This window comes from Blastomonas ursincola, from assembly GCF_013607875.1.
Taxonomy (GTDB): Bacteria; Pseudomonadota; Alphaproteobacteria; order Sphingomonadales; family Sphingomonadaceae; genus Blastomonas; species Blastomonas ursincola.
This window is the reverse complement of sequence record NZ_VDES01000002.1, coordinates 399,964-425,454: the sequence shown is the minus strand read 5'-3', so window position 1 is coordinate 425,454 and position 25,491 is coordinate 399,964. Positions and strand designations below refer to the sequence as shown.

17 protein-coding genes are annotated in these 25,491 nt (G+C 66.6%); 7 read left to right on the top strand and 10 right to left on the bottom strand.

The window, feature by feature from the left end; translation table 11 throughout:
• Positions 1–116: 116 nt before the first annotated feature.
• The 7 genes from FG486_RS08030 to ribB are packed head-to-tail and all read left to right on the top strand — an operon-like array spanning position 117 to position 16,505.
• Positions 117–1,877, top strand: coding sequence for a ShlB/FhaC/HecB family hemolysin secretion/activation protein (locus tag FG486_RS08030; protein WP_241695660.1), 1,761 nt, complete (start codon positions 117–119; stop codon positions 1,875–1,877).
• Positions 1,877–10,054 (top strand): hypothetical protein, encoded by an 8,178-nt coding sequence (locus tag FG486_RS18285; RefSeq protein WP_181267176.1) that lies wholly within the window; start codon positions 1,877–1,879, stop codon positions 10,052–10,054. The genes FG486_RS08030 and FG486_RS18285 overlap by 1 nt, the downstream gene beginning before the upstream one ends.
• Positions 10,051–13,137: a CHAT domain-containing protein gene (locus FG486_RS08020; RefSeq protein WP_181267175.1), complete on the top strand. Its 3,087-nt coding sequence runs from the start codon at positions 10,051–10,053 to the stop codon at positions 13,135–13,137. The genes FG486_RS18285 and FG486_RS08020 overlap by 4 nt, the downstream gene beginning before the upstream one ends.
• Positions 13,138–13,187: 50 nt before the next feature.
• Positions 13,188–13,547: a hypothetical protein gene (locus FG486_RS08015; RefSeq protein WP_181267174.1), complete on the top strand. Its 360-nt coding sequence runs from the start codon at positions 13,188–13,190 to the stop codon at positions 13,545–13,547.
• Positions 13,544–14,527, top strand: coding sequence for a bifunctional diaminohydroxyphosphoribosylaminopyrimidine deaminase/5-amino-6-(5-phosphoribosylamino)uracil reductase RibD (ribD, locus tag FG486_RS08010; protein WP_338401592.1), 984 nt, complete (start codon positions 13,544–13,546; stop codon positions 14,525–14,527). The genes FG486_RS08015 and ribD overlap by 4 nt, the downstream gene beginning before the upstream one ends.
• A 24-nt stretch (positions 14,528–14,551) precedes the next feature.
• Complete coding sequence (locus FG486_RS08005; RefSeq protein ID WP_181267173.1) at positions 14,552–15,166, top strand: riboflavin synthase; 615 nt, start codon at positions 14,552–14,554, stop codon at positions 15,164–15,166.
• Between the two features lie 58 nt (positions 15,167–15,224).
• A complete protein-coding gene (gene ribB, locus FG486_RS08000; RefSeq protein ID WP_181267172.1) occupies positions 15,225–16,505 on the top strand; it encodes a 3,4-dihydroxy-2-butanone-4-phosphate synthase in 1,281 nt (426 codons plus the stop codon).
• A gap of 28 nt (positions 16,506–16,533) precedes the next feature.
• Here ribB and FG486_RS07995 read toward each other — a convergent pair whose 3' ends face one another.
• From FG486_RS07995 to creD, 10 genes are all read right to left on the bottom strand, one after another.
• On the bottom strand, positions 16,534–16,887 hold the full coding sequence (locus tag FG486_RS07995) for a HesB/IscA family protein (protein WP_181267171.1): 354 nt from the start codon (positions 16,885–16,887) through the stop codon (positions 16,534–16,536).
• A gap of 192 nt (positions 16,888–17,079) precedes the next feature.
• Positions 17,080–17,553 carry an SUF system Fe-S cluster assembly protein gene (locus FG486_RS07990; protein WP_181267170.1) on the bottom strand — a complete coding sequence of 158 codons (474 nt, stop codon included), beginning with the start codon at positions 17,551–17,553 and terminating at the stop codon, positions 17,080–17,082.
• 5 nt (positions 17,554–17,558) lie between these two features.
• A complete protein-coding gene (locus FG486_RS07985; protein WP_181267169.1) occupies positions 17,559–18,782 on the bottom strand; it encodes a cysteine desulfurase in 1,224 nt (407 codons plus the stop codon).
• Positions 18,782–19,543: a SufD family Fe-S cluster assembly protein gene (locus tag FG486_RS07980; protein ID WP_181267168.1), complete on the bottom strand. Its 762-nt coding sequence runs from the start codon at positions 19,541–19,543 to the stop codon at positions 18,782–18,784. Before FG486_RS07980 ends, FG486_RS07985 begins: the two co-directional genes overlap by 1 nt.
• Positions 19,543–20,283, bottom strand: coding sequence for a Fe-S cluster assembly ATPase SufC (gene sufC, locus FG486_RS07975; RefSeq protein WP_181267167.1), 741 nt, complete (start codon positions 20,281–20,283; stop codon positions 19,543–19,545). The genes FG486_RS07980 and sufC overlap by 1 nt, the downstream gene beginning before the upstream one ends.
• A gap of 59 nt (positions 20,284–20,342) precedes the next feature.
• A complete protein-coding gene (locus FG486_RS07970; RefSeq protein ID WP_066281353.1) occupies positions 20,343–20,654 on the bottom strand; it encodes a hypothetical protein in 312 nt (103 codons plus the stop codon).
• A complete protein-coding gene (gene sufB / locus FG486_RS07965) occupies positions 20,651–22,147 on the bottom strand; it encodes a Fe-S cluster assembly protein SufB (RefSeq protein WP_338401591.1) in 1,497 nt (498 codons plus the stop codon). The genes FG486_RS07970 and sufB overlap by 4 nt, the downstream gene beginning before the upstream one ends.
• Entirely contained in the window at positions 22,144–22,602 is a 459-nt protein-coding gene (locus FG486_RS07960; RefSeq protein WP_181267166.1) for an SUF system Fe-S cluster assembly regulator, read from the bottom strand. Before FG486_RS07960 ends, sufB begins: the two co-directional genes overlap by 4 nt.
• Positions 22,603–22,703: 101 nt before the next feature.
• Complete coding sequence (locus tag FG486_RS07955) at positions 22,704–23,990, bottom strand: acyl-CoA dehydrogenase family protein (protein ID WP_181267165.1); 1,287 nt, start codon at positions 23,988–23,990, stop codon at positions 22,704–22,706.
• 43 nt (positions 23,991–24,033) lie between these two features.
• Complete coding sequence (gene creD, locus FG486_RS07950; protein ID WP_181267164.1) at positions 24,034–25,389, bottom strand: cell envelope integrity protein CreD; 1,356 nt, start codon at positions 25,387–25,389, stop codon at positions 24,034–24,036.
• Between the last annotated feature and the right edge of the window lie 102 nt (positions 25,390–25,491).

Sequence of the window (25,491 nt, the reverse complement as noted above, 5' to 3'; positions counted from 1 at the left end):
AAGGTCGCCCAGGAAAATGCGAGCGGTACAGCCGCAGCATGATCCAGAATACGGTCCGGGGTGATGCATTGGTGTCCGCGTCTCCTCGGTATCCGCACAGGTTACAGGGGGTGATCTTGGGACAACGCCATTTCCGCACGCGACAGCTGATTCTGGGCACCGCGACCTGCGCCGGGCTGTTGTGGACGAGCGCGAGCCATGCCCAGCAGGTCAATGTCCCCTCGCCCCCCACACGCGAGGAAATCGAGCGCCCGGTGCAGCAGCGCAGCGAACGGCCTGCGCGCCTGACGGTCGAAGGCGATATCGAGCGCGCGCCCTGCCCGCTGGCCGACCCTGCCTATGCCAATGTCAAACTGACGCTGACCGAGGCGCGCTTCAACAATCTGGGCCCCATCGCGCCGATCGAGCTGCGTCCGCTGTACGAACGCTATATCGGCACCGAACAGCCGGTCGCGGTGCTTTGCGAAATCCGCGATGCGGTCGCCACCAAGCTGCGCCGCGATGGCTATATCGCCGCCGTGCAGGTACCCACCCAGCGCATCGACAATGGCGTGGTGCAGTTCGAGGTGCTCTATGCCAAGCTGACGCAGATCCGCGTGCGCGGCGATGCGGGCAATGGCGAGAAGCTGGTCGCCAGCTATCTGGAGCGGCTGACCGAAGGCACGGTGTTCAACCAGAAGCTGGCCGAACGCTATCTGCTGCTCGCGCGCGATCTGCCCGGCTATGATATCCGGCTGACGCTGGTCCCTGCGGGCACAGGCCCGGGCGAGCTGATCGGCGATGTCACGGTGCGGCGCACCCCGTTCGAGGTTGACCTGAACGTCCAGAACCTGGCGGCGCGCGATGCCGGCCCCTATGGCGCGCAGCTGCGCGCGCAATTCTATGGCCTGACCGGCATGGGCGACCGCACCTATGTCTCGGCCTATTCGACGCTCGATTTCCAGGAACAGCAGATCGTCCAGGCGGGGCACGAATTCCGCGTAGGTTCGGAAGGCCTGACCCTGGCCGGGCGCTTCACCTATGCCTGGACCGAGCCGGACATCAACTTGCCTGCCGGGGTCTCCGCCAAGATCACCGCGACCACCCTGCTCGCCAGCGCGGAGGCGCGCTATCCGCTGCTGCGCAGCCAGGCCGGATCGCTCTACAGCACGGTGGGGATGGATTATGTCGATCAGGACATCGATTTCATCGGCCCGCTCTCGCGCGACCGCTTGCGCATCGCCTATGCCCAGCTGTCGGGCGAGGCGATCGACATGGCCAATGGCGCCTCGCCGCGCTGGCGCATGGCCGGGCTGCTCGAATTCCGCCAGGGCCTGTCGATCCTGGGTGCAAGCGATCCATGCAATTTCGTCTGCGCACTGGTGCGCACCCCGACCACGCGCGGCGATGGCGATCCGACCTCGACACTGATCCGCGGCGAACTGTCCGCCGAGGCGGCGTTCGGCGACAAGGGCTCGATCTTCATCCGCGGCCGCGGCCAGCTTGCCTTCGATCCGGTGCTCAGTTTCGAGGAATATTCGGGTGGCAACTTCACCATCGGCCGAGGCTATGATCCGGGCACGATCGTCGGCGACGATGGCGTCGGTTTCCAGGCCGAACTGCGCGGCCCGCAGATCACGCCGATCAAGGATGTCGATTTCTCGTTCCAGCCGTTCGCCTTCATGGACGTCGCCTGGACCTGGGACGATGGCCGCCCCGGCGACCCGCAGCGGCTGAGCTCGGTCGGCATCGGCGCGCGCGCGCGATTGAGCGACCGGTTCCGGCTCGACGTCACCGTCGCGGTGCCGACCGAGGCCGCAGGGCTGCGCACCGACACGCCCGATCCGCGCATCCTGTTCACCCTCACCACCTTGCTACTGCCCTGGGGAGCCCGCTGATGGCTTATGACCGCAACCTGACCGCCCGCCGCATCCTGCTGGCCAAGGCGACATCGGCGCTTGCGCTGGCTACCGGCCTGGCGATCGGAGGGACAGGCACCGCTCATGCCCAGGCCTTCGAGGGTACGCCTACCGTGGTCTCGGGCGGAGTCGGCATCAACCGCACGCCGGGTGCCGACAATATCCGGGTCGATACCAACCAGGCGGTGATCAACTGGACCACCAACGACACCGCGATCGGCGGCGGGGTGATCAACTTCCTGCCCAATGGCCGGACCGCCTTCTTCCGCAACAACCCGACCATCCAGAACCAGTTCACCGTCCTCAACCGCATCATCCCGACCGACCCCAATCGCGCGATCGCGATGAATGGCACCGTCATCAGCCAGCTGCAGACCGGCGCGGGTCTGGTGTCGGGCGGCAATGTCTGGTTCTACAGCCCCGGCGGCATCGTCATCGGATCGACCGGGGTGATCGATGTCGGCGGGCTGCTGCTGACCAGCCTCGATCCGGTGCGCGACGCCAGCGGCAATTTCATTAATGCGGGCGGTTCCTTCACCCTCGGCCCGGCGGCATCCGCGACCAGCTATGTGCAAATCGATCCGGGCGCGCTGGTTCAGGCGACGCCGGAAAACAGCTATGTCGCGATGGTCTCGCCGATCGTCCGTCAGCGCGGTACGATCGATGTCAATGGATCGGCGCTGATGGTCGGTGCCGAGGCGGCGACGATCACCTTCGGCACCGGCGGGCTGTTCGACATTCAGGTGACGACAGGCACCAATGGCGATCCGGCGACCACCGATCCCATCACCGGCAACGCTGCTATCTTCCACGACGGCAAGACGGGTGGCCCGGTAAGCGCCGGGGCCGGCGACAATCACCGCATCTACATGGTCGCCGTGCCCAAGAACAACGCCATCTATATGGCAATCGGCGCCGGCAGCGAGCTGGGCTTCGACGTGGCGGGCGCCGCCAATGTGGTCGGCAACTCGATCATCCTTTCAGCCGGCTACAATGTGTTCGGCGATACCATTGACGACAGCGCCGCAGTCAATGCCGCGCAACAGGCACGCCTGTTCATCAGCGATTCGACGATCACCTCGTCGCTGACGGGCGCGGGCGTGACCGAAGCGGTGGCAGATGCGTTCAATGCCGATCTCAGCTTTGCAAGCGACCTCACCCTGCGCTCGCCCAACAACGCCCGGCTGACCGCGCGCAACGGACGGACCGCCTCGGTCGCGGGCAATGTGCTGGTATCCGCCGACCGCTTTGCCGCCACCGCAGGCGAGAATGTCACCGCTGGCACCGCCCAGATCAGGGCATTCCAGAATGGTGTCATCACCATCGGCGGAACGGCCCGGGTTAGCGCAGACGCCTTTGGCGGCAACAATTTCATCTCGGGCAGCGTCGGCAGCGGTACCGGCGGGACGGCCCTGCTGCAGAGCGATTCGGGCGGGCAGATCACGATCGCCGGCAATGTCGACATGTCGGCCAGTGGCTTTGCCGGTATCGGCGAACCTTCGACGGTCGTCGGCAGCAATTTCGGTCGGGGCGGGCTGGTGGTCGTATCCAGCACCGGAACGGACGGGCGCATCTCCCTGAGCGGCAATCTCAACGCGGTCGCCAACGGCTTCGGCAGCGCCGATTACGGCTCAGGCACGGCAGGCAACGGCTTTGGTGGACAGGTCTCGGTCGCTGCAGGAAATTCGACCGCCGCCGGGACAGGCAACGCGCTCATCATCTTCGGTTCGGCAACGCTCAACGCTGATGGCTTTGGCGGTGAATCGGCCTTCGGGCGGGGCGGGAACGGTACGGGCGGTACCGCCGCCTTCGGTGCGGGTATCGGCGGCACGGCCGGTGTTCTGGGCAACCTGCTGGTCACCGGCATCGGTCTTGGCGGCGCAACCTCCTCGGCAACTGGCCGGGGGGGCGATGGCATCGGCGGCCGCGCGTTCGCGCAGATCTTCGGCGCGGGCGGCATTCTGAACGCCGGTGCCAATGTCACGCTGCAGGGGCTTGCCAATGGCGGCAGCGCCCAGACCGCTGGCGGCGTTGGCGGCGACGCGACTGGCGGCCAGGCGCAAATGGTGATCAACGCGGCGGGCGGTTCGCTCAACGTCACCGGAATATCGGATGTCAGCGCCCTTGCCTCGGGCGGGCAGGGCACGATCGGCGGTAATGCCGTCGGCGGCACGGCGCTGGTCAACACCAATACCAGCGGTGTCATCACGCTCGGCAACGGCCTGTTCATCAGCGCAGGCGGCGTCGGGGGTTCGGCGACGACCTCTGGCCAAGGCGGATCGGGCAACGGCACTGGCGGCACGGCGCAGATCGCCGCGCTGGCCAACGGGGCGATCAACATCACCGGCGATGTCGATATCAACGCCAATGGCGCCGCATTCAGCTCTTCGCTGACCGGGGTCGATGGCGGCAACGGCACGGGCGGGCGCGCGTCGATCTCGCAGAATACGGGCGGTCAGATCACGATCACCGGCAATGCATTTGTTGCCGCGACCGGCATAGGCGGCGACAACACGGGCGGCGGCGACGGCATTGCGGGTAATGGCCTGGGCGGCGACGTTCGCATTGCGGTGAACGACCGCTCGATCAGCATCACCGGCAATGCCACCACCGACGCGCGCGGGACCGGCGGCGCGAGCATCGGGGGCGTGCGCGGCGGCAATGGCACCGGCGGCCTCGCCAATCTGGGTGCTGGCGCGGGCACGCTGGCGATCGGTGCCATCGGCACGGTCAATGCCGATGGCACCGGTGGCAGCGCGATCAGCGGCAATGGATCGGGCGGCATCGGCACCGGCGGCCAGGCGATCATCGGATCGATCGTGGGCGGCATCATCCAGATCGGCAGCACCGCCGAACTGAGCGCACAGGGCTTTGGCGGCCAGGGTGCGGGCGTCGGCACTTCGGGCGGCCTTGGCGATGGCGGCGATACGCAGATCTTTGCGCAGGCCAACGGACGGGTCACCGTTACCGGCGAGACGAACATGAACTCGTCCGCATTCGGCGGATCGGGCGCGGCAGGCGGCAATAGCGGTGCGGCGACCGGCGGTTTTGCCAACATCCTCTCGTTGGGCAATGGCCAGATCGCGCTCAGCCAGAATGTGTTCATGTCGGCGCAGGGCCTGAGCGGCGTCGTGCGCGACGGCGCGGGCAATTCGGGCGCCGCGACCGGCGGTTCGGCCATCGTCGAATCGCGCGACAGCGGCGGAGCCATCACCATTGCGGCCAATCTCGTCGCCGATGCGATCGGCGATTCGGGTTCTGCATTCACCGGCACCATCGGCGATGCCCTGGGCGGCACCGTGGCGGTTCAGGCGCAATCGGGCTCGATCAGCATCCTGGGCACGACCTCGCTCGATGCCGGCGCGTTCGGCGGCAACAGCCTGCTGACCGGCAATGGCGGCAATGCCACTGGCGGCCGCACCGCAGCGGTGGTGTTCGGTACGGGCGGCGGCCAGATGATGTTCGGCAACGCACTGACCATGGCGACGAACGGCATCGGCGGATCGGCGCAGACCGGCAATGGCGGCGTGGGCACGGGCGGCCTGACCGAAACCGGCACGATCGGGGTGATCGGCAGCTTCAATTTCGGCGGCCTGATCTCGATGGTGGCCAATGGCACCGGCGGCAATGCGCTGGTGGGGGGCAATGGCGGCGCCGGTACCGGCGGTACCTCGCGCATCGGCGCGAACGAGAGCAACATGACCGGCGGCGACATGTTCGTCGCGGCTGTGGCGCGCGGCGGTGACGGCGCGCTGGGCGGACGCGGCGGCGATGCAACGGGGGGCCTCGCCACCCTGATCTCCGGCGGTAGCCAGGCCACCCGGCTGCTCGATTTCGACAATGTGACGCTGCTTGCCGACGCCTTTGGCGGCGCGGGTGGCGCAGGTGCCAATGGCACGGTCGGCGGGGCGGGCGGTGCGGGCGGCAATGCCACGGGCGGGCGGACCCAGGCGATCGGCACGGCGCGCGGCGGCCAGCTCGACATCCTGAACCTGCAGGTGTCGATGAACGGTTTTGGCGGCGCAGGCGGCGCGGGCGGCACAGGATCTGCAGGCCTGGGCGGCAATGGCGGCGCAGGCGGAATCGGCACGGGCGGCAACACGCAGATCGGCACGGTCAGCAGCACGATCACCACCGGGCCCAATCCCACGCCGACCGGCTTCATGGTGATGACCGATGCCTCACTTCAGGCCAATGGCTTTGGCGGCGCCGGCGGCGATGGCGGCATCGGCACCACCGGTAACGGCAATGGCGGCAATGGCGGGCTGGGCGATGGCGGCGACATCTTCTTCGCCACGCGCGGATCGCTGACCCGGGTGGGCAACCTGACGATGCTGGCCAATGCCGGCGGCGGCAATGGCGGTGCAGGAACGCTGCGCGGCAATGGCGGCAACGCGATCGGGGGCGTGATCGGCCTGGAAAGCACCGAGCAGTTCCAGGCGCCCACCAACCGCGGCACCCTGATCGCGAACGACATCATCGCGATTGCGAGGGGCACGGCGGGAACCGGGGCCATCAACGGCACGACCACCCAGGAGACCGGATCGTTCGTCCGTGCGGTCAATGGCGACCTGTCGGCCAACAGTCTGGTGTTCAACATCGGCAATGCCGGCGATGCGCCAGATCCGACCGGGATCGTCGAGGATTACATCCGGGTCACCGATGCCGCGGTGAACGTCACGGGCAGCTTCACCTTCATCACCCCCGTCCAGCTTTCGGTGCTGGTGAACAATGGCTCGGTCAATGCGGGCGCATTCGGCGTGCAGGCAGGAAGCTTCGTTGCCGACACGGTGGTGACCGCGCCCGGTGCCATCGGCACGATCACCGCCAATGCCATGGATCTGCGATCCGATGGCGCGATCATCGTTACCGCCAATCTGGCCACGCCCGGCAGCCTCACGGCCGTCGGCGGCGGCGCGATCAACCTGGGCAACATCAACGCAGGCGGGGTCATCGGCATTCAGGGCGCCGCGCTGCAGCTCGGCAACCTGACATCGGGCAACCATGTCAACCTGACGTCGACCACTGGCGCGATCAATGCGGGCACGATCACGGCCGCCAATTTCGTCGCCATGACGGCAGCAAACGGGCTGACCCTGTCTGCCGTCACCGCGACCAACGGCTATATCGACCTGCTGGTCAATGCCGGCAACATGACCATCGGCAATCTGACGGCAGGCACTTATATCGTGCTGGATACGCGCGCCGGCAACATGGCGCTGGGTGATATCCAGTCTGGCCAGGATACCGAGCTTGAAGCAGCCGGTTCGGTCCAGTTCGGCAATGCCGTGACCGGGCTGGAGTTCGCCATCGAGGCGCTGGGCAGCATCACGGGTGGCAATGTCAATGCCGCAGGTGCCTTGCCGACTACCAGTTATAGTGTGGGCCTGTTGTCGCAGACCGGCAATATCCAGGTCGGCAACCTGACCGGCGCCCGCAATATCGGCTTTATCGCAGGCGGCACGATCAACGCCGGTTCGCTCACCAGCGGCGAAAACATCATCGCGCTGGGCACGGGCAATATCCTGTTCAACGGCGCGGTCACCACCGGAAATGCCGCCAGCCGCTATTTCTATGTCGGCAACACCTCGATGGTTACCTCTTTGGGACAGGATTTCGATCCGACGCCTCTCTTTGCCCTGACCCCGGTACGAACCGCCGGCAGCCTGAGTGTGAACGGCCCGATCCAGGCCAGCAACGTGCTTGCCGGTGTCGGGACCGGCTTCAACTCCGGCGCGATCACCGCCAATGGCGGGCGCGTCGGCATCACGGCGGCCAACATCAGCTCCGGGGCGATCAACTCGACGCTGTTCAGCTTCCTCAATGCCACCGGCGGCAATCTTTCGGTGGGCAATGTCACGGCAGGTGGTGCGGTGACGCTGCTGGCGGATACCGGGCCGATCACTGCAGGCACGCTGGGCGGCTCGCAGGTCAGTGTCGACGGCCAGGGTGCGGTCAGCATCGGCGGCGTCACGGCCACCGGCGCGGCGCAGCTGCGCTCGCGCGCGGGCACCTTCACCGCGACCGGGGCGATTACCGGCGGCACGGTGAACATCGGCGGCACCGCTATTGCACTGGCCAATGTCACCAGCACGGCGGGAGCCATCGCCATGGCGGCGAGCGCAGGCAACCTGAGCTTCGGCACGTTGACCTCGTCAGCCAACACCCAATTCACCGCGACCGGATCGGTCACGGGCGGCGACATCACGGCAGGCAGCTGGATCGGCACCACCGTTGGCGGCAACATGACGCTGGGCAATCTGCGCACCACTGGGCCGGGCACATCGCCCAACGGCTTCAGCATCGGGCTCGGCGCGCAGGGCAATATTGTCACCGGCACGATCAACAGCTTCGGCCTGCTCGGCATCGGATCGGATGACGGCCAGGGCAATTTCGGCAATGCCACCAGCATCACCACCGGCGCGATCACCGCAGGCGGAACCGTGCTGGCGCGCGCCAACCAGGGCATCGTGACTGGCGCTATCAGCTCGACCAACGAGATCCGCGTGCGCGGCGCCAGCGTGACCACCGGTGCGCTCCAGGCGACCAATGCGGTGTTCGCCGCAGCGCTGAACGGCAATCTCAACACCGGCAACGTCACCACCGGCACCAACGCGCTGCTGCTCGCCTCGCAGAGCATCAGCACGGGCAGCATCGGCACCGGCACCAGCGGCACGACGCTGCTCGCCAGCAGCGCGGGCCTGGCGCCGACCGCCAACCTTTCGCAGATCGACCTCAACGCCCTGCTCGCGGCCACCCCCGCGCGCGTCGGCGGCAGCGTGTCGATCGGCGCGACGACGACGGGAACGCTGCTCGGCGCCTCGACCGGAACCTTCTCGGCCAACAGCACGATCACCGCGGGGGCGCGGATCAGCCTGGACGTCGGCGGCACGGCGGTGTTCGGCGGGCTCGCGGTCGCCCCGACCATCGCGATCAGCTCGGGTGATATCGCCTTCTCGCAGGGTGGCGGCCTGGGCAATGCCAATACCGGCACGATCACGCTGACCGCCAACCGCAGCGGCGCGGTGGTCATTGGCGGCACGGCCGACAGCCAGTCGCAGCAGAGCGGCTACACGCTCGACGGCAGCGAGATCTCGCGCATCCGCGCGCAGAACATCGTCATCAACGCGCCCAATGTCTCGTCGACCGGCACCGGCGTCGAGATTCGCGCGCTGACGATGAACGGGTCGAGCGCGTCGAGCGGCGTCAACCTCAACGGGTCCGAGGGCAGCCTGACGATCAACACGCCGGGGACCATCCGGGTCAACGGCAATGCCGTGTTCAATGCGATGGCGGCCACCAACCGCGTGTCGCTCAATGCGGGCCGCGTGGAGATCAACGCCGATACCGGCGGTCTCTTCCTCAACGGCAGCTCGCCGGGCGGCATCCTCTCGATCAACGCCAACAACATCCATATCGCCAGCGCCTCGCTGCTCGAGCGGCTGGCGGATAACGTCAATTTCGTCGGCCGCGACACCGCGCTCGGCCTGCCGATCGCGACTGCGCGCCCCGATGGCGTGATCCAGGCCTCGAGCCTGAGGTTCACGGTGGGTAGCACGCTGCTGATCCAGAACACCGGCACCTCGCTGCTCAATGCAGGCTTTTTCGGCCGCGTCGGCAGCTTCCAGGTGACCCCGCGCAGTTCGCAGAGCCAGGGCACGCCCAACCTGATCGATCTGGTGATCTATGGCCAGCTGCTCGATACCGGCGATCTGGTGCGCAACGGCACCTCGGTGCGCGACCTGATCTTCCCGCGCTCGACGAGCAGCACCGGACAGGACAGCGGCGGCCCGAGCGGCTTTACCAGCACGTCCAGCGTCAACGGCTGTCTGCTGAGCGCGATCTCGTGCGGCGGGGGCGGCATTACCGAGACCGGTCCGACCGTGATCAGCCATGCCGGTCCGCCGCCGCCGACCCCGGCGGCCGAGCGCGAGGCGCAGAAAGAGCAGGAAGAAGCCGAAGCCGCCGCCGAAGAGGCCGCGCGTGGCGAGGCCGCTCCGCGCAAGCCGATCATGCCGCCGGTGACCATCGTCAACACGCGCCGCCTGGGCGTCGAGCCGATCATCGACGAGCCCGTGACCAGCGGCGGCAACCCCAATCTGCAGCTCGACGTGCCGCTCGCCGAAACCGTGCCCGATACCGGAGGACAGCCATGATCCGCCCCTCGTCCCTTCAGCCTGGCCTGGCCCGCGCGTTGTGGCATGGCGGCACGGCCCTGGTCGCTCTGGCAGTGGGGCTGGGCTCGCCCGCGCTGGCGCAGACGCAGGAATCGATCGCGCTGCGCGACAGCTTCCGCGTCGGTTCGGCGGGCGTGCTGTGCACGGCGCAATACCGTCCGACCGACCCGGCGCTGACCAGCATGTTTGATCGCGGCTATCGCGTGGTGTGCCGCGATGCCGCCAGCCCGGTCGCCTCGCTCTACGCGCTGCGCGGGGGCGAGGGCGACCGGCTGGAGCGCTATCTCGCGGCCGCGGCCACGCGCCTGTCCTGCGGCACGAAGCAGGTCACCGAGGTCGAGACCGCAGGCGGCGCGAGCGTGATCGAATGCAGCGATCCCAAGGCCGGGGTCGATTATCGCATCTATGCCGCCGTGCGCGGCGACACGGTGTTCGTCGCAGAAGGGCTTGCGGGCTATGACTCGGCGCTCAAGCTGGCGCTCGCGGCGCTGGTGACCGACCGCGCCGTGCCCGGCACGGTCGATGTCGCGACCACCCAGGTGAGCGATCCTGCCGCGTTCGCCCGCATCCAGGCGGGCACGCTCGACGAGGAATCGGCACGCGTCGAGGCCTATATCCGCAACAATTACGGCGCCTATGCCGAGTCCGCCGAATTTTTCGAGACGCTCGCCGCGCGCGAACAGGGCGGCAGCGAGCGCAGCGCCGAGTTTCTGGCCAATCAGGCGCTACAGCTGTCCAACATGGGCGATTTCGCCACCGCCGGTGCGCTGTTCGCGCGCGCCGACCGGCTGGTCGCGGCCAGCGACGGCGTCACCCAGCGGATGATCCGCAATTTCCGCGCGATCGATGCGATCAACCAGCGCAACCCGCTGGAAGCGCTCAAGGTGCTCGACCGGCAGGTATCGGTCGATACCGAGATGGTCGGCGAAACGCGATTGTCGCAGGGCGAGATCACCAAGATGCTTGCCGACCAGATCAACCGCGAGAATGCAGGGCTCAAGCGGCTGGGCGGTGTCGATGCGAGCCTGACCGGAGCCGAGCGCGCGCAGATTCTGGACGGGCAGGCGCTGCTGCTGCGCGGCACCGCGCTTCGCCTGTCGGGCCAGAGCGATCAGGCGCTGGTCGCACTGCAACAGGGCATCGACAGCATTGTCGCGGTGCGCAACGGACGGATCAGTTCGACCGGCTGGCTGCGCGCGGAAGTGGCGACCCAGCGCGCGCTGATCCAGGAATCGCGCGGCGATTTCGCAGGCGCGCGCGCAGGGCTCACCGAGGCGCTCGACATCTACAAGCTCGACTATCCGCAATCGCCCGGGCTGCTCAGCGCCAAGGGACGGCTTGCCGCATTCCTGGCGCGACGCGGCGAAGCCGATGCCTCGATCGCGCTCTATGACGAGATCGTCGCCGAGGGCGAAGCCGTGCCGAGCGCGCGCGCCGCGATGAAGGAGATGCTGGCGCCCTATTTTGCCCAGCTCGCCACGCGCGCCGACAATGATCCGTCGGTCGCCGCGCGGATGTTCACCGCCAGCCAGCTGCTCCAGCGCCCCGGCGTCGCACAGACCCAGGCGGTGCTCGCGCGCGAGCTTTCCGAAGGCAATGACGAAGCCTCGGCGCTGTTCCGCCTGGCAGTGACGCGCACCCGCGAGATCGCGCGCACCAGTGCCGAGATCCAGCGGCTCGAAGCCCTGCCAGCGCCGACGCCCGAGGATCTGGCCACGCTGGCGCTGGCGCGCGAATCGCTGACCACCCAGCAGAACGAGCAGACCGCGCTGCAATCGCGGCTGGGCCAGTATTCGCAATATCGCGTGCTCTCGCCGACATCGGTGACGCTCGCGGAGCTGCAGAAGCTGCTCGGCCCGCGCGAAGGCTATTACAAGGTCAGCTTTGTCGGGCAGACGGTCTATGGTCAGCTGATCACCGCGGACAGGGTGCGCACCGTCAGCATCGCGCTGACCCGGGCCGACCTCGACAAGGTGGTGGCCAAGCTGCGCGATTCGATCGTCGTCATCGAGAATGGTCAGCCGACCAACTATCCGTTCGACGTCGTCGAGGCGCGCAAGCTCTACGAGGCGCTGTTCCCCGGGCTCAAGCAGGATCTCGCAGGAATCGAGCATCTCGTCTACGAGCCCGATGGCGCGCTGCTGCAATTGCCGCCGGGCCTGCTGGTCGAGGACCAGAAGGGCGTCGATGCGTATCTGGAACGTTCGGCCGCGATCGATGCCGACCCGTTCGACTTTACCGGCGTCGCCTGGTTCGGGCGCGACCGGCGCTTCTCGATCGCGGTGTCGCCGCGCTCGTTCGCCGATGTCCGCACCATCGCTCCGGCGCGCGGCAAGCAGACCTATCTGGGGGTCGGCGAGAACGCTCCGCCGCCCGAGCGGATCCAGCTCGCCTCCGCGCAGCGCGAAGCCGATTGCGAATGGCCGGTTGCGACCTGGATGGACCCGATCTCGCCGGCTGAGCTCAAGCTGGCGCAGAACGTGCTCGGCGCAGGCCGGGCGAATGTGATCACCCAGCAGAGCTTCAGCGACACCGCGCTGCTGGGCCGCGACGATCTCGACGATTATCGCATCCTGCATTTTGCCACGCACGGTCTGGTCACCGCACCGCGCCCCGAATGCCCGGCACGCCCCGCCCTGGTCACCTCGTTCGGCGATGCGAGCTCGGATGGGCTGCTCAGCTTCAAGGAGATTTTCGACCTGAAGCTCGATGCCGATCTGGTCATTCTCTCGGCCTGCGACACGGCGGGACTGGCGACCGTTTCGGCCTCGCGCGAAGCGGGGATCGAGACCGGGGGCAATTTCGCGCTCGATGGTCTGGTCCGCGCCTTCGTCGGCGCCGGAGCACGCTCGGTGCTGGCGAGCCACTGGCCGGTGCCCGATGACTTCAACGCGACCGAGAATCTGATCTCCTCGCTGTTCAAGGCTAGCCCCGGCACCGCGATGAACGAATCGCTCGCCAGGGCGCAGCGCGCGGCGATGGACGATCCGCTGACCTCGCATCCCTATTACTGGGCGGCGTTCATCCTGCTCGGCGATGGGACGAAGCCCCTGGTGAACTAAGGGGCGCTGAAATAGGCCTGCACTGGTCAAGACGGACGCAAGCGCCTATCTTGACCCTTATGGGATTCTTTCGCGACATATCGCCGGTGCGCGCTGCATCGGACCTGAAGGCCTATTGGTTCGACCAGCAGGAGCATAAATGGCGCTTTCTCGCGCTGTCGGCGGCGTGCACGATCGCAATCTTCGGCGCGTTCATCAGCGAATCCGGCTTCGAGGTGCAGTGGAAGCGCCCCGAGATCACCTGGGTGACCAGCCTGGAGCCGGGGCGCAGCGACGAACAGATCCGCAAGGAAATCGAGGCCAACCAGCTGCTCAAGGAGAAGCGCGAAGCCGAGGCGCTGAAGCGCGAGGAAGAGCGCAAGGCGCAATATCGCCGCCTCGCCGAACAGCTGGGCATGGATACCGAGTGATCCCGACCGTCCGGTCCGATGCCGACTGGATGCGCATCGCCATTGCTCTGGCAGAGCGTGGGCGTTCGCTGTCGAGCCCCAATCCCTCGGTCGGCTGCGTGCTCGTGCGCGACGGTCGCGTCATCGGCCGCGGCTGGACGGCCGCTGGCGGCCGCCCGCATGGAGAAGCCATGGCGCTCGCGCAGGCAGGCGATGCCGCACGCGGTGCCACCGCCTATGTTACGCTCGAACCCTGCGCCCATGAAAGCACGCGCGGCCCGGCCTGTTCCGATCTGCTGATCGCCGCCGGTTTGGCGCGCGTCGTGATCGGCTGCCAGGACCCCGACCCGCGAACCAACGGCGCCGGGATCGACCGGCTGCGCGCGGCGGGCATCGCGGTCGAGACCGGGCTGCTCGAGAGCGAGGCACGCGCCAGCCTCGCCGGTTTTCTTGCCCGGCAGACGCTCGGCCGTCCGTTCGTCACGCTCAAGCTCGCCACCTCGCTCGACGGGCAGATCGCGCTTGCCGATGGCACCAGCCGCTGGATCACCGGCGATGCGGCGCGTGCGCATGCGCATGTCGAGCGCGCACGGCATGACGCCATCCTGGTCGGCGGTGGCACCTTCCGCGCCGATGCGCCCAGGCTCGACGTGCGTCTGCCCGGGATCGAGCATCGCTCCCCCCGCCGCGTGCTGCTGAGCCGCATGGGCGATGCGCCGCCGGGCTGGACCGGTATCGCCGCGCCGGAGGACATCGCGACGCTGGACGGAACCGACTGGCTGATGGTCGAGGGCGGGGCGGAAGTCGCCGCCGCGTTTCTGGCGCGCGACATGGTCGACCGGCTGCTGCTCTACCGCGCACCGGTGCTGATCGGGCGCGGCATGGCGGCTTTGGGCGATATCGGGCTAAGCGATCTGGCGCACGCGCATGGCCGCTGGCGGCTCGCCGACACGCGGCTGCTTGGCAAGGACCGGATGGAAAGCTACCAGCGGGTGCGCTGACCCGCCGCATCGAGGACCCATTTCATGTTCACAGGCATCATCACCGATATCGGCACCATCGAGCATGCCGAACAGCGCGGCGACCTGCACGCGCGCATCCGCTGCCAATATGACATGGCCAGCGTCGCGATCGGCGCGTCGATCGCCTGTTCGGGCGCGTGCCTGACCGTGACGAGCAAGGGCGATGACTGGTTCACCGTCGATATTTCCGCCGAAACGGTCAGCAAGACCGCCGCCAACCGCTGGGTCCAGGGCAAGCGGCTGAACCTCGAACGCGCGCTGAAGATCGGCGACGAGCTGGGCGGGCATATCGTCACCGGCCATGTCGATGGCGTCGGGACCGTCGCTGCGCGCGAGGCCGAAGGCGATTCGATCCGCTTCACCATCGCCGCCCCGGCCGCGCTCGCGCCCTATATCGCCGCCAAGGGATCGATCACGGTCGATGGCGTGTCGCTGACCGTCAATTCCCATGCCGACCAGTCCGATGGGACCGTGCATTTCGGCCTCAACATCATCCCGCACACCTGGGAGATGACCACGCTGGGCGAGTTGCAGCCCGGCGATCCGGTCAATCTGGAAATCGACGTGCTGGCGCGCTATCTGATGCGAATGAACGAGGCAAAATCGCTTTCGATGTGATTTTCCGATTTCGACTCACATTGTGATGTGATACTGGAGTGTCCGAAAGGATATTCCCATGTCAGCGCAATTGATCGAACGCATCGTCGAAATCATCGAGACCGGCCAGGAAAGCCGCGCCGGGCTGGCGCGTGCCGCAGGGCTGCACGCCAATTCGCTGCGCAAGCTGGGCGAACCCGACTGGAACCCGACCGCCGAGACGCTGGGCAAGCTGGAACGCTATCTCTCGCGCGACCCCGCCGGCGTGATGGCGACCGCCGAAGAGATCATCAACGAGGCGCGCAACGGGCGCATGTATATCCTGGTCGATGACGAGGACCGCGAGAACGAAGGCGATCTCATCATCCCGGCGCAGATGGCGACCCCTGATGCGATCAACTTCATGGCCAAATATGGTCGCGGGCTGATCTGCCTCGCCATGACGCGCGACCGTGTCGAGCAACTCGGCCTCAACCTCATGTCGCGCAACAACGGCACGCGGCACGAAACCGCGTTCACCGTCTCGATCGAGGCGCGCGACGGCGTCACCACCGGCATCAGCGCGGCGGACCGTTCGCGCACCGTCACCGTCGCGATCGACCCCAGCAAGGGGCCCGAGGAGATCGTCACCCCCGGCCATGTCTTCCCGCTGATGGCGCGCGATGGCGGCGTGCTGGTGCGCGCAGGGCATACCGAGGCGGCGGTGGATGTATCGCGACTCGCGGGGCTCAATCCCTCGGGCGTGATCTGCGAGATCATGAACGACGACGGCACCATGGCGCGGCTCGACGACCTGATCGAGTTCGCGCACATCCACGGCATGAAGATCGGCACGATCCGCGATCTGATCGCCTATCGCCGCCGTCACGACCATCTGGTCGAACGCCGCGCTGAAGCGCGCTTCACCAGCCGTCACGGCGGCGAGTGGAAGGCGATCGTCTTCTACAACAAGGCCGAGAAGAACGAGCAGATCGTGCTGCAAAAGGGCCATGTCGATCCCGACAAGCCGACGTTGGTGCGCATGCATGTGCTGAGCCCGTTTGCGGACATTTTCGGCGAGACCGGCGCGCGCTCGGGCGTGCTGGGCAAGGCGATGGACCTGATCGGCGAAGAAGGCGCAGGCCTTGTCGTGCTGCTCAACCGGCACGGCATCAACAGCCTCAGCAACGCCGTACGGATGAAATCGGGCGAGGCCGTGCCCGATATGGAAGAGCTGCGCGATTATGGCATCGGCGCGCAGATCCTCACCGAAATGGGCGTGAACGAGATGGAATTGCTGACCAACTCTCACCACAGCCTGGTGGCGCTCGACGGCTATGGCCTGTCGATCGTCGGCGAACGCCCGATCCCGACCGAATGACCGCCGGTGCGGCGAACGAGCGAGGGCTTCAGACCGTGAAGCTCTCGCCGCAGCCGCAGCTGCCCTTGGCATTGGGATTGTTGAACACGAAACCGGCGGTGAAATCGTCCTCGACCCAGTCCATGATCGATCCGATCAGATAGAGCACCGATCCGCCATCGACGTAGAAGGTGCCACCGGCGGTCTCGATCTTCTCGTCGAACTTCACCTCTTCGGTGACATAATCGACCGAATAGGCGAGGCCTGAGCAGCCGCGTCGCGGGGTCGACAGCTTGACCCCGATCGCCCCTTCGGGCGCGTTCGCCATCAGATGCGCGATGCGCGCCTCGGCCGACGGGGTGAGCGTCAGCGCAGCGGGACGGGCACGGGTGGTGGTGGTCATCGGTCTTTTCCTCACTTTACCCCTCTCCCCACGAGGGAGAGGGTGGCGAAGACTTGGCAGATCGCTGCCTAGTCGGAGCTGGGAGAGGGGGAATGCGCAACCCCCGCGCACATCACCCTCATCCAACTGCGCCTAGCTGGCTCCGCCAGCAAGGCTTCGTATCCTTCTCCCCTCAAGGGAGAAGGGAAAACATCACAACATCCCCATTTCGAGCCGGGCCTCGTCGCTCATCTTGCCGGGATCCCACGGCGGGTCCCAGACCAGATTGACCTCGGCATCGGCGATGCCGGGGACGGAGCAAACCTGCATCTCGACCTCACCCGGCATGGATTCGGCGACCGGGCAATGTGGCGTCGTCAGCGTCATGGTGATGACCGCATGCGCGTCGTTCACCTCGACGCCGTAGATCAGCCCCAGGTCGTAAATGTTCACCGGAATTTCGGGATCGTAAATGCCCTTCAAGCGGTCGATCACCGCCTCGTACACCTCGCCGCCGGGCTCGTTCGGAGCCTGACCTTGCGGCTTTTCGGCGAGGAAGCCGTCCAGATAGTCGCGGCGGCGCGGTTCCGCGGGCGCGGCGTCCTCGACCACGTCCTGCACGCGCGCCTTGGGCGGCTTGGCCACTGCCTCGACCTCGTCGATCACGATCTTTCCCGTCTCTTCCATAAGCCTCACCCGAAAATCCTGCGGACCCGTTCCAGTCCCCGCACCAGGGCGGCGACATCCTCGCTGTTGCTGTAAATCCCGAAGCTCGCGCGCGCGGTCGCGGGCACGCCCAGATGGTCCATCAGCGGCTGCGCGCAATGATGCCCGGCGCGGATCGCGACATTCGCCTCGTCCAATATGGTGCCGATATCGTGCGGATGCACCCCCTGCATCTCGAACGACAATATGCCCGCGCTGTCCTTCGGCCCGAACAGGCGGATCGCGTTGATGCCCGACAGCGCGTCCTGCGCCTCTGCCACCAGCGCGCATTCGTGTGCGTGGATCGCCTCGACGCCGATCGCTTGCACATAATCGATTGCCGCCGCCAGCCCGATGGCGCCGGTGATATGCGGCGTACCCGCCTCGAACCGCTGCGGCGGCGGGGCATAGCTGGTGCATTCGAAGGTCACCCGGTCGATCATCGCGCCGCCGCCCTGCCAGGGGGGCATGGCATCGAGCAGCGCGGCCCGGCCCCACAGCACGCCGATGCCGGTCGGGCCATAGAGCTTGTGCGCACTATAGACATAGAAATCGCAGCCCAAAGCCGCGACATCGACGGGGATGCGCGGCACCGCCTGGCAGCCATCGAGCAGCAGCAGCGCGCCGACATTGTGCGCCAGCGCCGCCGCGCGCTTCGCATCGAGCACGCTGCCGAGCACGTTCGACACATGCGCGAGCGCGACCATCTTGTGCGCCGGCGTCAGCATCGCCTCGACCGCCTCGAGATCGATCTGGCCATCTTCGGTCAGCGGCGCGACATCGATGACCGCGCCGGTGCGCTCGGCGACCAGCTGCCAGGGCACGATATTGCTGTGATGCTCGAGCTGGCTGAGCAGTATGCGGTCGCCGGACTTGAGGTTCTTGCCCCCCCAGCTCGAGGCGACCAGGTTGATCCCCTCGGTCGCGCCGCGCACGAACACGGTTTCGTCCTCGCGCCCACCGATGAACGCCGCCGCCTTGCGCCGCGCAGCCTCGTAGGCGATCGTCATGTCCGCCGAGCGCGCATAGACGCCGCGATGGACGGTGGCGTAATCACCGCCATAGCTCCGCGCGATCGCATCGATCACCGCCTTCGGCTTCTGCGCGGTGGCGGCGGAATCGAGATAATGCCAGGGCTCACCCGAGGCGGTGACCAGGCCGGGAAAATCGGTGCGACGGTCGAGCAGGCGGGGTGCGGTGAGCGTGGCCATCACGCCAGCCCCTCGAGCGCCGCGAGCGCGCGCGTTTCGATCGTCTCGCGCGCGGCATCGTCGTCCAGCGACACGAATGCGTCGGCGATGAACGCCTGCAGCATCAGCTTGCGCGCCACCTGCGGCGGCAATCCCCGCGCGGCCATGTAGAACAGGGCCTGCTTGTCGAGCTCGCCCACAGTCGCGCCGTGCGCGCATTTCACGTCGTCGGCATAGATTTCCAGCTCGGGCTTGGCATTGGCGGTCGCGGTGCGGTCGAGCAGCATCGCCTTTACCGACTGCGACGCATCGGTCTTCTGCGCATGGCGCGCGACCGCGACCTTGCCGAGGAACGATCCGGTCGCCCGGCCCGCGAGCACGCTGCGCACCACCTGGTTGCTGGTCGCATTGGGGTGCGCGTGGTTCACGCTGGTGACGATCTCGAGCGTCTGGTCCGAATGGCCCAGGATCGCCCCGCCCATCTCAAAATGCGCGCCTTCGTGCAGCAGCACATGGATGCTCATCCGGCCATAATCGGCGTCGGTCGCCAGCAGGTGCAACGCAAAGGTCGCGCCCGCCTCAATCTCGACATCGAGATCGGTGATCGACACGCCCGACAGCGCCACCGGCAGCACGATCTGCCGACTAAGCGTCTCGCCTGCGGGCACCACGATCCGCTCGGGCGCTAACGGCACTTCGCCCCAGACGCGCGCCAGCGCATCGAGATCAGCATAGCGCCACGCCTCGTCCCTGCGGGTGGGAAGGGGGATGACGTTGGTCATCACGCCACGGCCTCGTAACCCTGCTCTTCCAACTCCAGCGCCAGCTCGGGCCCGCCGCTGCGGACGATGCGGCCGCCGGCCAGCACGTGGACGAAATCGGGCTTCACCAGATCGAGCAGCCGCTGATAGTGGGTGATCAGCAGCACTGCCTTGTCGCCCTTGCGCATGATCGCGTTGATGCCTTCGCCGACAATGCGCAGCGCGTCGATGTCGAGCCCGCTATCGGTCTCGTCGAGCAGCGCGAGCTTGGGATCGATGATCCCCATCTGCACCATCTCGTTGCGCTTCTTCTCGCCGCCCGAAAAGCCGACATTCACCGGGCGCTTGAGCATCTCCATGTCCATGCGCAGCAGCGCCGCCTTTTCCCTGGCGAGCTTGATGAACTCCGCGCCCGAAAGCGGCTCTTCCCCACGCGCCTTGCGCTGGGCGTTGAGGCTTTCGCGCAGGAACTGCAGGTTGGAGACGCCGGGTATCTCGACCGGGTACTGGAAGCCCAGGAACAGCCCGGCCGCCGCGCGCTCGTACGGCTCGAGGGCGAGCAGGTCCTGCCCGTCGAAGGTCGCGGAACCCTCGGTCACCTCATAGCCGGGCCGTCCGCCCAGCGTATAGGCGAGCGTCGACTTGCCCGCGCCATTGGGCCCCATGATCGCATGGATCTCGCCCGCGTTGATGGTGAGCGACAGCCCCTTGAGGATCGCGGTTTCGCCGACCGTGGCGTGGAGGTTTTCAATCTTGAGCATTGTCATTCCGTTCTATCCCTCTCCCTTGAGGGGAGAAGGGGTTGTTGCAGCGAAGCCGATCATTCGCTCGCCTCCGGTCCGCGCTTGCGGTCCATGTAGAACGCCAGCACCTTGTCGGTGGCGCAATCGGCCAGCGGGCCGCGCTTGGTCGCGCCTTCGGCCATGCATGCGCCAATTGCTTCGCAGGCATAGCCATCGACGACCGGATCGCCGCTCGACGCGCGCACGCGGCAGCTTTTCAGCACGCCCTTCTTGCGCGACAGGCGCAGCTTGATGCGGCTCATCCGCTCGGCAATCACGACGATCTCGTTCGCCGGGGGTGGCGTAGCCAGGGCAGGCTGGAGCGCAGCAAGGGCGAGCAGCGCGATCACCCCACGCTCCCCTCAAGCGAAATGCCCAGCAGCTTCTGCGCCTCGACCGCGAATTCCATCGGCAGCTGCTTGAGCACCTCGCGCGCGAAGCCGTTGACGATCAGCGCCACCGCGTCTTCTTGGGCGAGCCCGCGCTGCATCGCGTAGAACAGCTGGTCGTCGCTGATCTTGCTGGTCGTCGCCTCGTGCTCGATCGTCGCGGAAGGATTGCGCACCTCGATATAGGGCACCGTGTGCGCGCCGCACTGGTCGCCAAGCAGCAGCGAATCGCACTGGGTGAAGTTGCGCACGCCCTCCGCACCGGGGGCCACGCGCACGAGCCCGCGATAGGTGTTGTTGCTCTTCCCCGCGCTGATCCCCTTGGACACGATGGTCGAGCGGGACCCTCGTCCGTTGTGGATCATCTTGGTGCCGGTATCGGCCTGCTGGTAATTGTTGGTGACCGCGACCGAATAGAATTCGCCGACGCTGTCCTCGCCGTTGAGCACGCAGCTCGGATATTTCCACGTCACCGCAGAGCCGGTCTCGACCTGCGTCCAGCTGATCTTCGAGCGCGCGCCCTGCGCCAGGCCGCGCTTGGTGACGAAATTGTAGATGCCGCCCTTGCCCTCGGCATCGCCGGGATACCAGTTCTGCACGGTCGAGTATTTGATCTCGGCATCGTCGAGCGCGACCAGCTCGACCACCGCGGCATGCAGCTGGTTCTCGTCGCGCTGCGGCGCGGTGCAGCCTTCGAGATAGGACACATAGCTGCCCTTGTCGGCGACGATCAGCGTGCGTTCGAACTGGCCGGTATTTTCCGCGTTGATGCGGAAATAGGTGGAAAGCTCCATCGGGCAGCGCACGCCCTCGGGGATGTAGACGAAGGTGCCGTCGGAAAAGACCGCGCAGTTCAAGCACGCGAAATAATTGTCGCGCACCGGCACGACCTTGCCGAGCCACTTTTTCACCAGCTCGGGATGCTCGCGGATCGCCTCGCTGATCGACATGAAGATCACGCCCGCTCTGGACAACTCCTCGCGGAAGGTGGTGGCGACCGAGACGCTGTCGAACACCGCATCGACCGCGACCTTGCGCGCGCCCTCGACCCCTGCGAGCACCTTCTGCTCCTCGATCGGGATGCCGAGCTTTTCATAGACGCGCAGGATTTCCGGATCGACCTCGTCGAGCGACCCGAGCTTGGGCTTGGCCTTGGGCGCGGCGTAGTAATAGGCGTCCTGATAGTCGATCGGCGGATAGTTGAGCTTGGCCCAGTCGGGCTCGGGCAGCTCCTGCCAGATGCGGAAAGCCTTGAGCCGCCAGTCGAGCATCCATTCGGGCTCGTTCTTCTTGGCGCTGATATAGCGGACGGTGTCCTCGTTCAGCCCCTTGGGCGCGAGTTCCTGTTCGATATCGCTGGTAAAGCCCCATTCATAGGTGCCCACCTTTTCCGCCGCGGCCCAGGCATCGGCATCGCGCAGCTTGCTTTCAGCGGTGTTGCTGCTGTCGGTCACGATACGGTCCTTTTGAAATCAAGCGGGTGTTCGGGGCGGCGGGGGTCGGGGATGTGCTGGCCCAGGCTGGCGAGCGTGACCGAGGCCAGCGCCGCGCGGATGGTGCGGTTGACGATCTGCCAGTGCGGGCGGACGTGACAGCTGCCCTCGATGGCGCAGTCGCTGGCATGTTCTCCGGAGCAGACGGTGATGGTGATCGGCCCATCGACCGCCTCGACGATATCGGCGAGCGTGATCGCGGCGGGCGGGCGCGACAGGCGGAAACCGCCCCCTGCCCCGCGCACCGATTCGATCAGCCCGGCGGCGGACAGCTTGCTCACCAGCTTCTGCGCGGTGGGCAGCGGCAGGCCGGTCTCTTCGGCCAAGGCCCGCGCGTTGCACCGCATGCCACCGCAATGGCGCGCAGCGGCGCTCATCAGCACCACGGCATAATCGGCAAGACTGGACAGGCGCATCGGGGCCTCCCGCTAATCGGAGTGAATCGTTCCGATTAGGAGATGGCTGTTTTGCATGCGGAAATCAAGGTTTTGTTGGACGGTGGCTCGCACCCCCGCTGCTATTCGAACAGCGCGCGCCTGGGGCCCAGAAAGCCGAACAGATAGGCCGCCACCTTGCGCATCTGGATTTCCTCCGACCCTTCGGTGATGCGATAGCGGCGGTGGTGGCGATAGATATGCTCGAACGGCGTGTGCCGCGAATAGCCAATGCCGCCATGCACCTGCATCGCGCGGTCCGCCGCCTCGCAGCACAGCCGGTTCGCCCAGTAGTTGCACATGCTGACCTTGTCCGACAGCTCGCGCTCGATCGCCTTGTGCGGCATATTGTCCATGTCCCAGGCGGTCTTGCGGATCAGCAGCCGCAGCATCTCGGCCTGGGTGGCGAGCTCGACCAGCGGGAACTGGATCGCCTGGTTCTCGGCCAGCGCCTTGCCGAACGGCCGCCGCTCGCGCGCATATTTCACGCTTTCCTCGATGCAGAACACGGCCGCGCCCAGCGACGATGCCGCCTGGCGGATGCGGTTCTGGTGGACGAAGCTCTGCGCGAGCGAAAGCCCCCGCCCCTCCTCGCCCAGCATCGCGCTTTCGGGCACCCAAACATTGGTGAATGACAGGCGCGGGTGATCGGTGGGCATGTTGAAGGTCCAGAGATACTCCTCGATCTTGAGGCCCGGCGTGTCGGTGGGCACCAGCAGGCAGGTGATGCCGCGCGCGTCGCCGTCCTGGCCGCTGGTCCGCGCAAACAGCGCGCAATGCGTCGCGACATGCATGCCGGTGATCCACATCTTCTCGCCATCGATGCGCCAACCGGGCACGCCATCGCGCGTCTCGCGGACCGCGCGCGTCTCCATATGCGTGGCGTCCGATCCGTGATGCGGTTCGGTGAGCCCGAAAGCGGTGATGCGCTTGCGCTCGAACCCGCCCAGGATGAACTCCTGCTTCTGTTCCTCGGTGCCGAATTCCTCGAACATCGCGACGAAAGGGAAGTTGCCGACGATCGAATGCTCGTTCTGCAGGTCGTTGTGCAGGCCAAGCCCCTGCGCCGCGAAATGCTCGCGGATCACCGCCATCCACAGGTTCGATCCATCCTTGCCGCCGTATTTCTTCGGCGCGGAAAAGCGCCAGTGCCCGGCGGCATCGGCGCGGCGCTGCGCCTCGCGCAGCAGCTCTTCCCAGTCGTGGCGCGGCAGGCCCCCATTATCGAAATCGGTCCGCGCCCATTCGCGGCGATGGTCGAAAAAGCGGATATTGTCGTCCGCCTGCTCGAGCGGCTTGATCTCCTTCGCGATGAACGCGTCGAGCTCGGCCAGATAGGCGGTCAGCTCCGCCGGAAGCGTGAAATCCATAGGTGCATCCTCATATTATCGTTTGGATGCACTATGGACGGGTTTACGCTTCCGGCAAGCCTTTAGCAGGGTCGCGCTGGCCGAGGCCCGACCAGTCGACCCGGCGCGTGACATACATCACCGCCGCCAGCGCCACGAACAGCAGCACCGATCCGATCAGCAGCGAATAGGCCTCTAGGTTGAGCAGCACATAGAGCAGCGCATAGAGCCCGAGCAGCAGCCCGCCGATAAAGCCGGCGCGCTTGGCGCTGCCCAGCACCGCGGCGCTATAGGCCGAGATGAGCCCAATGATCGCGCCCGAAGCGAGCAGATAGGCCAGCGTGAAGCCGATGATCTCGGCAAAGGCGAGCAGCAGCACGAAGAACAGGATCAGCCCGGCGCCGGTGAGCAGATATTCCGCCGCCGCGACGCGCGCGCCCGCGATGATGTCGAACATCAGGAAGGCGAGGAAGGTGAAGCCGATGAACAGGAAGCCGTATTTCACCGCGCGGTCGACCTGGCTGTAGAGGTTGACCGGTTCGATCAGGTCGATCTGCGCCATCTGGCCGCCGGCAGCCACCTGCTCGCCCGGCTGGGGCAGCTGCACGATCGCGCGGCCCAAGGCGAGATTGCTGATCTTGTAGCGCGCGGTGAAGCCCTTGTCCGACACCTGGCGGCTGTTCGGCAGGAACTGTCCGGCAAAGCTCGGATGCGGCCAGTGCGAGCGCACGCTCCAGTCGGTCGCCTCGCCATCGGGGATCAGCATCAGCTGGCCATTGCCGCGCACGCCGAAGCGATAGGCGACGTCCACCGGCGCTCCGGCGCTGTCCGACCAGTCGGCAAAGGCAAAGAAGCCCGATCCGTTGGTCGATCCCAGCCCCTTGCCGGGGCGGAGCGGCAATGCTTTGCCCGCCATCGCGAGGCTGTTGTCGGCGAGCAGCCCGCGCGCATCCGAAATGCCGACGCGGATCTCGGCGCGGTCGAGCAGCAGCTCCTCGGGCCGCACCCCGAAGCGCGCGAGATCCTCAGGCAGCGCGAACCGCGCCGTGCCCTTGACCCGCGCCTCATAGACGACCGTCTCATAGATCGACTTGGGCCGCCGATCGGGCTCGACATCGACCGAAGCGGTATTGGTGACCGGCGCGAGGAAAAGTTCGCGCTCGATCGTCACCGCGCGCGTCATCGCCTTGCCGTTCTCGGTGACGGTCTCGACCGATTGCTGGCGGTACGGGATGACCATCACCGGCCCTGCAAGCATCTGCGGCCCGCCCCAGCCCTCGGCGACGCTGGCGCGCGCGGTTTCCGACTGGCTCTGCCGGTCCCAGACGAGCGCATAGACCATGAACAGCGGGATCGCGAGCAGCGCGCCGATCAGCACGGTCATGCCCAGCTTGAAGCCGGGGCTGCGTTCCTTGGCCATGTGCACTGGTCCCTTCACGGTTCATCGATGAAAATGCACAGGTCAGCTATGCGCGCAAAGCTGAATTGGGTGTGAACTGCGTCACAGCGAATCGGTGAAGCG

Coding starts and splice junctions, on each gene's coding strand:
- FG486_RS18285 (WP_181267176.1), top strand. CDS start 1,877: ATGGCTTATGACCGCAACCTGACCGCCCGCCGCATCCTGCTGGCCAAG.
- FG486_RS08020 (WP_181267175.1), top strand. CDS start 10,051: ATGATCCGCCCCTCGTCCCTTCAGCCTGGCCTGGCCCGCGCGTTGTGG.
- FG486_RS08005 (WP_181267173.1), top strand. CDS start 14,552: ATGTTCACAGGCATCATCACCGATATCGGCACCATCGAGCATGCCGAA.
- ribB (WP_181267172.1), top strand. CDS start 15,225: ATGTCAGCGCAATTGATCGAACGCATCGTCGAAATCATCGAGACCGGC.
- FG486_RS07995 (WP_181267171.1), bottom strand. CDS start 16,887: ATGACCACCACCACCCGTGCCCGTCCCGCTGCGCTGACGCTCACCCCG.
- FG486_RS07990 (WP_181267170.1), bottom strand. CDS start 17,553: ATGGAAGAGACGGGAAAGATCGTGATCGACGAGGTCGAGGCAGTGGCC.
- FG486_RS07985 (WP_181267169.1), bottom strand. CDS start 18,782: ATGGCCACGCTCACCGCACCCCGCCTGCTCGACCGTCGCACCGATTTT.
- FG486_RS07980 (WP_181267168.1), bottom strand. CDS start 19,543: ATGACCAACGTCATCCCCCTTCCCACCCGCAGGGACGAGGCGTGGCGC.
- sufC (WP_181267167.1), bottom strand. CDS start 20,283: ATGCTCAAGATTGAAAACCTCCACGCCACGGTCGGCGAAACCGCGATC.
- FG486_RS07960 (WP_181267166.1), bottom strand. CDS start 22,602: ATGCGCCTGTCCAGTCTTGCCGATTATGCCGTGGTGCTGATGAGCGCC.
- FG486_RS07955 (WP_181267165.1), bottom strand. CDS start 23,990: ATGGATTTCACGCTTCCGGCGGAGCTGACCGCCTATCTGGCCGAGCTC.
- creD (WP_181267164.1), bottom strand. CDS start 25,389: ATGGCCAAGGAACGCAGCCCCGGCTTCAAGCTGGGCATGACCGTGCTG.